Raw genomic sequence first — 6,090 nt, 5'->3', positions numbered from 1 at the left:
GGATTATATGACTATAAATTTTTTAGTTTAAGAAAAGAGAAAAAGAAACACAATAAGGAATTTCAATATGTAAAGAGAATGGGACTAGAGATGTGAACAAAATTCGAACGGATTTGTGAAGAATTTTTGAATGGGGAAAGTAATGTGAGAAAAGTCACATTGAATATGTAGCTTCTTTTTTATAATGAAGGCAAATAAAAAATTTGAAAGCTTACTAATGATTTGAGTAGAAAAGAAGGGATATAGATGCACGAGAAGATGAGAGATTCTTTAGAGCGGCCACTTCAAGATTTACGTATTTCAGTTATTGACCGTTGTAATTTTAGGTGCACGTACTGTATGCCGGCGGAAGTGTTCGGACCTGATTACGCTTTTTTACAGGAAGAGTTTTTATTAACGTTCGATGAAATAGAAAGATTAGCGAGATTATTTATAAGTATGGGAGTTGAAAAAATTAGGCTTACTGGCGGTGAACCTTTATTGCGTAAAGATTTACCGAAGTTAATCGCAAGGCTTGCAAAGATAGAAGGTTTAACGGATATTGGACTCACAACAAACGGTATTCATTTAGCAAAACAAGCTAAGCTATTAAAAGAAGCGGGATTAAAACGTGTAAATATTAGTTTAGATGCGATAGAGGATCACGTCTTCCAAAAAATTAATGGACGAAATGTAAGTACAAAACCTGTATTGAAAGGAATTGAAGCAGCAAAGGCAGCTGGATTAGAAGTAAAGGTAAATATGGTCGTAAAAAAAGGGATGAATGATAGTCAAATTCTTCTTATGGCTCGTTATTTTAAAGAACAAGAAATTCAGCTCCGTTTTATTGAGTTTATGGATGTGGGCAGTACGAACGGATGGAACTTTGAACAAGTTATTACGAAGGAACAATTAATAGAGAAAATTAATCGTGTATATCCGATTGAGCCTGTTAAGCCTCGTTACTTTGGAGAAGTAGCGAAATTGTATCGATATGTAGGGAACGATGCAGAAGTTGGATTTATTACTTCTGTTTCTGAGTCATTTTGTTCTTCTTGTACGAGAGCTCGTATTTCGGCAGACGGTAAATTTTTCACATGCTTATTTGGAACAAAAGGAACAGATTTACGAACGCTTCTTCGAGAAAATATTTCTGATGCCTCACTATTAAAAATTCTACAACATACATGGGAGTTTAGGAAAGATCGGTATTCAGATGAACGAACGGCAGAAAGTACAAATAAACGTCCAAAAGTTGAAATGTCTTACATTGGTGGATAGCGAAAGGAGGATTCCCTATGCAAGAGCGTTATTCTAGGCAAGTATTGTTTTCTGGAATTGGTGAAATGGGACAAAGAAAAATAAGAGAAAAGCATGTGCTCCTAATCGGTGCGGGTGCACTAGGAGCTGCAAATGCGGAAGCGCTAGTTAGAATGGGAATTGGGAAATTGACAATTGCTGACCGTGACTACGTCGAATGGAGTAATTTACAGCGGCAACAGCTATATACAGAAGAAGATGCACAGCAGTGTAAACCAAAAGCAATTGCAGCGGCAGAGCATTTAAGAAAGATTAATTCTGAAGTGAAAATTGAGCCGGTTATAACGGATGTTACAATGCAAGAAATGGAAGAGTTGGCAAAAGAAGTAGATCTTATTTTAGATGCGACTGATAATTTCGATACGCGCCTACTTATAAATGACATTTCACAAAAAGAAAATATACCTTGGATATATGGCGGATGTATTGGGAGTTACGGCGTAACATATACAATTCTTCCGGGAGAAACACCATGTTTTCGCTGCCTAATGGATCATCCTATGGGCGGTGCAACATGCGATACAGCAGGAATCATTCAGCCAGCTGTACAAATGGTCGTTGCTCACCAAGTAACAGAGGCGATGAAAATATTGGTGGATGATTTTCAGTCGCTAAGGGGAACAATGTTATCATTTGATATATGGAACAATCAATATCTCTCATTAAAAGTAAATAGACAGAAAAAAAGTACATGTCCATCTTGTGGAAATGTACGCACGTATCCAAGTTTAACATTTGAATCTCAGATGAAAACTGAAGTGCTATGCGGAAGGAATACGGTTCAAATCCGTCCGGGAGTAAAGGGGATTCTTCATTTAGAGGAAGTTCAAAAGCGCTTACAAAAAAGTGTGAATGTCCAAAAAACGCCGTATTTACTATCGTTTTTAGTTGATGAATATCGTTTCGTTTTATTTACAGACGGTAGGGCATTTATTCATGGAACAAATGATGTGAAAATGGCAAAACGATTATACGCAAAGTATATAGGATGAATAGAGAGAAAGAGTCTCCTTATCAAAACGAGGTGAAAAAGGAATGTTACAAAAACGTATATCAATTCCAGTGGCAGAAGCAGTTACACTTGTAATGGAATATGCTCGTCAAGGTGAAACAGAAGAGGTTTCTCTTATAGAAAGTTACGGAAGAATTCTTGGAGAAGATGTTATTGCAGATCATGATGTCCCTCATTTTAATCGCTCTCCATACGACGGATTTGCGATTCGAGAAGAAGATACAAAAGAAGCCAGTAGTAGTAATCCCATTCTGTTTGAAGTGATTGGTGAAATTGGAGCAGGTTTTGTTTTTACAGAAGAAGTGAAAGCATTTCAAGCTGTACGTATTATGACAGGAGCCGCAATTCCGAAAGGGTGTAATGCGGTTGTTATGTTAGAGCTAACGGAAGAGTTTGAAGAAAACGAAAAGACTTATATGAAATTAAAACGCTCCTTCGCCGCCGGTGATAACATTTCTTTTAAAGGAGAAGATGTAAAACAAAATGCCATCCTTGTGAAAAAAGGGACTGTTATTAACCCAGGAGTAGCGGCACTGCTTGCTACGTTTGGTTATAGTTCCGTACACGTTGTAAAACAGCCGGTTATTGGAATTGTAACGACGGGTAGCGAACTGCTTGAAGTACATGAACAATTAAAGGCAGGGAAGATTCGAAATAGTAACTCCTATATGATAGCTGCACAAATTGAACGAGCGGGCGGATTTGTAAAGTATTATGGACAATTCGCTGACGATTTTGAGACGTGTTATAACACTGTAAAAAAAGCGATAAAAGAAGTCGATATTTTAATTACAACTGGTGGCGTTTCGGTAGGAGACTATGACTATTTACCTGCTATTTATGAGAGATTACAAGCTAATGTACTTTTTAATAAAATAGCAATGCGACCAGGAAGTGTGACAACTGTAGCTGAGTTAGAAGGAAAACTATTATTTGGTCTATCTGGTAATCCTTCTGCTTGTTATGTTGGGTGTGAATTATATGTTCGACCAGTCATTGGAACATACTTGCATAGGAAAGATCCGCACGTATATCGTGCAGAGGCGATTTTACAGAAAGACTTTCCGAAAGCAAATCCGTTTACGCGTTTTGTAAGAGGGAAGGTAGAACTTGTAGATGGCCAATTACAGGTTACACCAGTTGGTTTAGATAAATCTAGTGCAATTTCTTCACTTGCAGAAGCGAATGCATTTATCGTCCTACCGGGAGGAACGAGAGGATTTGAAGCAGGAATAACTGTTTCGGTACTGTTATTAGAATCAAACGTAGGCAGTGAGTGTCCATGGAAAGAACCACTTCGATCATACAAGTAATAGAAAAATAGATTGATGGCTTCTTCGCGGATTATGATTTATACAAAGATAAGAGGTGCAAGATGACACATACGTATTATGAAGTAATTGATACGCCTATTTCAATTGAAGATGTTACAAGTAAAGTAATTCGACGTGAGTGTGGTGCAGTTACAACTTTTATTGGTACTGTCAGAGAATTTACGAAAGGACGTCGTACGTTATATTTAGAGTATGTGGCTTATAAGACGATGGCGGAAAAGCAGCTTGCGAAAATTGGTACCGAAGTAGAAGAGAAATGGCCGGGGACATATGTGGCAATTACGCATCGCATTGGTACATTGCAAATTTCTGATTTGGCTGTTGTCGTTGCTGTTGCTACACCGCACCGGAAAGCAGCCTATGAGGCGAATGAATATATTATGGAACGAATTAAACAAATTGTTCCAATTTGGAAGAAAGAGTTTTGGGAAGATGGTGAGTTATGGATAGGCGATCAGTTAGAGAAAACAGCATATGCAAAGGGTGAGCCTGAAAAGGAGATGAGAAAATGATTGAAGTACTATTATTTGCACATTTGCAAGAAGAAGCAAGTAAGCCAGCTTTGCAAATAGATTGTGAAAAGATTACTGTTGCTGAGCTAAAAGATATTCTTGTTAAAGAATACAACATAACAATTTCAAAACAGATTATGGTCGCTATAAATGAAGAATACGCAAATAAGGACGACATCATTCAAACTGGCGATGTTGTAGCGATGATTCCGCCAGTAAGTGGTGGTTGATTCTTTTCAGTCTAATCATGTTAGTACGTGATTAGACTGGAGGGAATTAATATAACTATGCATACATAGGAGGGAACAGGATGAAAAGTCCTAATTTTCAATTAAGTTTACAAACTTCTAATCTAGTTATTGGTTTTATGGTATGGGTCATTTTATCATCATTAATGCCGTATATTAAAGCGGATATTTCATTAACTGCGGGACAAATTTCTATGGTCACAGCAGTACCGGTTATTTTAGGTTCTATTCTTCGCATTCCAATTGGTTATTGGACAAATCGTTACGGAGCAAGAAAATTATTCTTTATTAGTTTTATTCTTCTATTATTCCCTGTCTTTTATATTAGCGTTGCAAATTCTATGATGGATTTAATTATTGGTGGCTTATTTGTAGGAATCGGTGGAGCTGTTTTCTCCGTAGGGGTAACTTCTTTACCAAAGTACTTTCCGAAAGAGAGTCACGGTTTTGTAAATGGTATTTATGGTGTCGGTAACGCCGGAACAGCAATTACTTCGTTTTTAGCACCTGTCATTGCAACTTCGGTTGGCTGGAGAACAACAGTACAGTGTTATTTAGTTTTACTTGCAGCATTTGCACTTATGAACTTTTTATTAGGCGATCGTAAGGAGAAAAAGGTGAATACACCATTAATGGAACAAATAAAAGGTGTATATAAAAATGAAAAACTTTGGTTTTTATGTATCTTTTACTTTTTAACTTTCGGATCATTTGTCGCATTCACAGTATATTTACCAAACTTTTTAGTATCTCACTTCGGATTAGAGAAAGTAGATGCGGGTATGCGGACAGCGGGGTTTATCGTATTAGCAACAATGATGCGCCCAATTGGTGGCTGGCTCGGTGATAAGTTTAATCCATTTAAAATATTAATCTTCGTATTTATCGGCTTAACACTTTCAGGTATTATTTTATCATTTATGCCTAGTATGAACGTGTATACATTTGGTTGCTTACTAGTCGCATTCTGTGCAGGTATTGGAAATGGTACAATCTTTAAACTTGTTCCAATGTACTTCTCTGAACAAGCAGGGATTGTAAATGGGGTTGTGTCAGCTTTAGGTGGACTAGGAGGGTTCTTCCCACCATTAATTTTAACACTACTATTCCAACTAACAGGTCATTATGCAATTGGATTTATGGCATTATCAGAAGTAGCGCTTGCTTGTTTAATCATTACAGTGTGGATGTATAGTCAAGAGAAGATGTTAGTGATGTTAAAGAATCATTAATAAGGAAAAAAGAACCGTCCCAAAGTATTATGGGACGGTTCTTTTAGTAATAGGATTTGTCATTTTTGTAGCAACGTCGATATAATTTCATTTACTATCGCTATCTTAACAAAAGCTTGTTTTCTAAAATAGTGTGGTTTTAAAATGAAAAACAGAAGAATTATGGGATTTTATGTTAAAATATAGATAACAGATGTTATTCAATTAAAGGGCAGGTTAGTTGAAGCAATGTTAAATCTCTTCCAAAGGTTGAACTGATTTTTAGTATACAAAGATTTAATTTGATTGGGGTGTTTAGATGAAAAAATTATATAAGTCCACTCAAGATAAACAAGTATCAGGTGTATTAGGTGGCTTAAGCGATAAGTATGGAATTGATGTTAGTATCCTTCGAATAGTAACTGCATTGTCAGCCTTTTTCACTAGCGGAATAACAGTGTTAATTTATATAAT

General features: G+C 36.6%; 7 protein-coding genes. All 7 read left to right on the top strand.

Translation table 11 applies throughout. The features are described from left to right. The first annotated feature begins 246 nt into the window (after positions 1 to 246). Positions 247 to 1,260, top strand: coding sequence for a GTP 3',8-cyclase MoaA (gene moaA / locus AB3X48_RS16290; RefSeq protein ID WP_016104678.1), 1,014 nt, complete (start codon positions 247 to 249; stop codon positions 1,258 to 1,260). A gap of 17 nt (positions 1,261 to 1,277) precedes the next feature. Continuing rightward, positions 1,278 to 2,291: a molybdopterin-synthase adenylyltransferase MoeB gene (locus tag AB3X48_RS16285; RefSeq protein WP_016104679.1), complete on the top strand. Its 1,014-nt coding sequence runs from the start codon at positions 1,278 to 1,280 to the stop codon at positions 2,289 to 2,291. A 43-nt stretch (positions 2,292 to 2,334) separates the two neighbouring features. Next, positions 2,335 to 3,624, top strand: coding sequence for a molybdopterin molybdotransferase MoeA (locus AB3X48_RS16280; protein ID WP_016104680.1), 1,290 nt, complete (start codon positions 2,335 to 2,337; stop codon positions 3,622 to 3,624). Between the two features lie 62 nt (positions 3,625 to 3,686). Continuing rightward, positions 3,687 to 4,157: a molybdenum cofactor biosynthesis protein MoaE gene (locus AB3X48_RS16275; RefSeq protein ID WP_016104681.1), complete on the top strand. Its 471-nt coding sequence runs from the start codon at positions 3,687 to 3,689 to the stop codon at positions 4,155 to 4,157. Then, entirely contained in the window at positions 4,154 to 4,387 is a 234-nt protein-coding gene (gene moaD, locus AB3X48_RS16270; protein WP_367959737.1) for a molybdopterin converting factor subunit 1, read from the top strand. The genes AB3X48_RS16275 and moaD overlap by 4 nt, the downstream gene beginning before the upstream one ends. An 80-nt stretch (positions 4,388 to 4,467) precedes the next feature. Continuing rightward, positions 4,468 to 5,637 carry a nitrate transporter NarK gene (gene narK / locus AB3X48_RS16265; protein ID WP_016104683.1) on the top strand — a complete coding sequence of 390 codons (1,170 nt, stop codon included), beginning with the start codon at positions 4,468 to 4,470 and terminating at the stop codon, positions 5,635 to 5,637. 298 nt (positions 5,638 to 5,935) lie between these two features. Further along, a partial coding sequence (locus AB3X48_RS16260) for a PspC domain-containing protein (protein WP_367959738.1) occupies positions 5,936 to 6,090 on the top strand: 155 nt, incomplete at its 3' end.

The sequence above is a fragment of the Bacillus sp. S4 genome (assembly GCF_040838205.1).
Lineage (GTDB): Bacteria > Bacillota > Bacilli > Bacillales > Bacillaceae_G > Bacillus_A > Bacillus_A cereus_U.
Note: the sequence above shows the minus strand (reverse complement) of the source record. Positions and strands in the feature narration are given on the sequence as shown.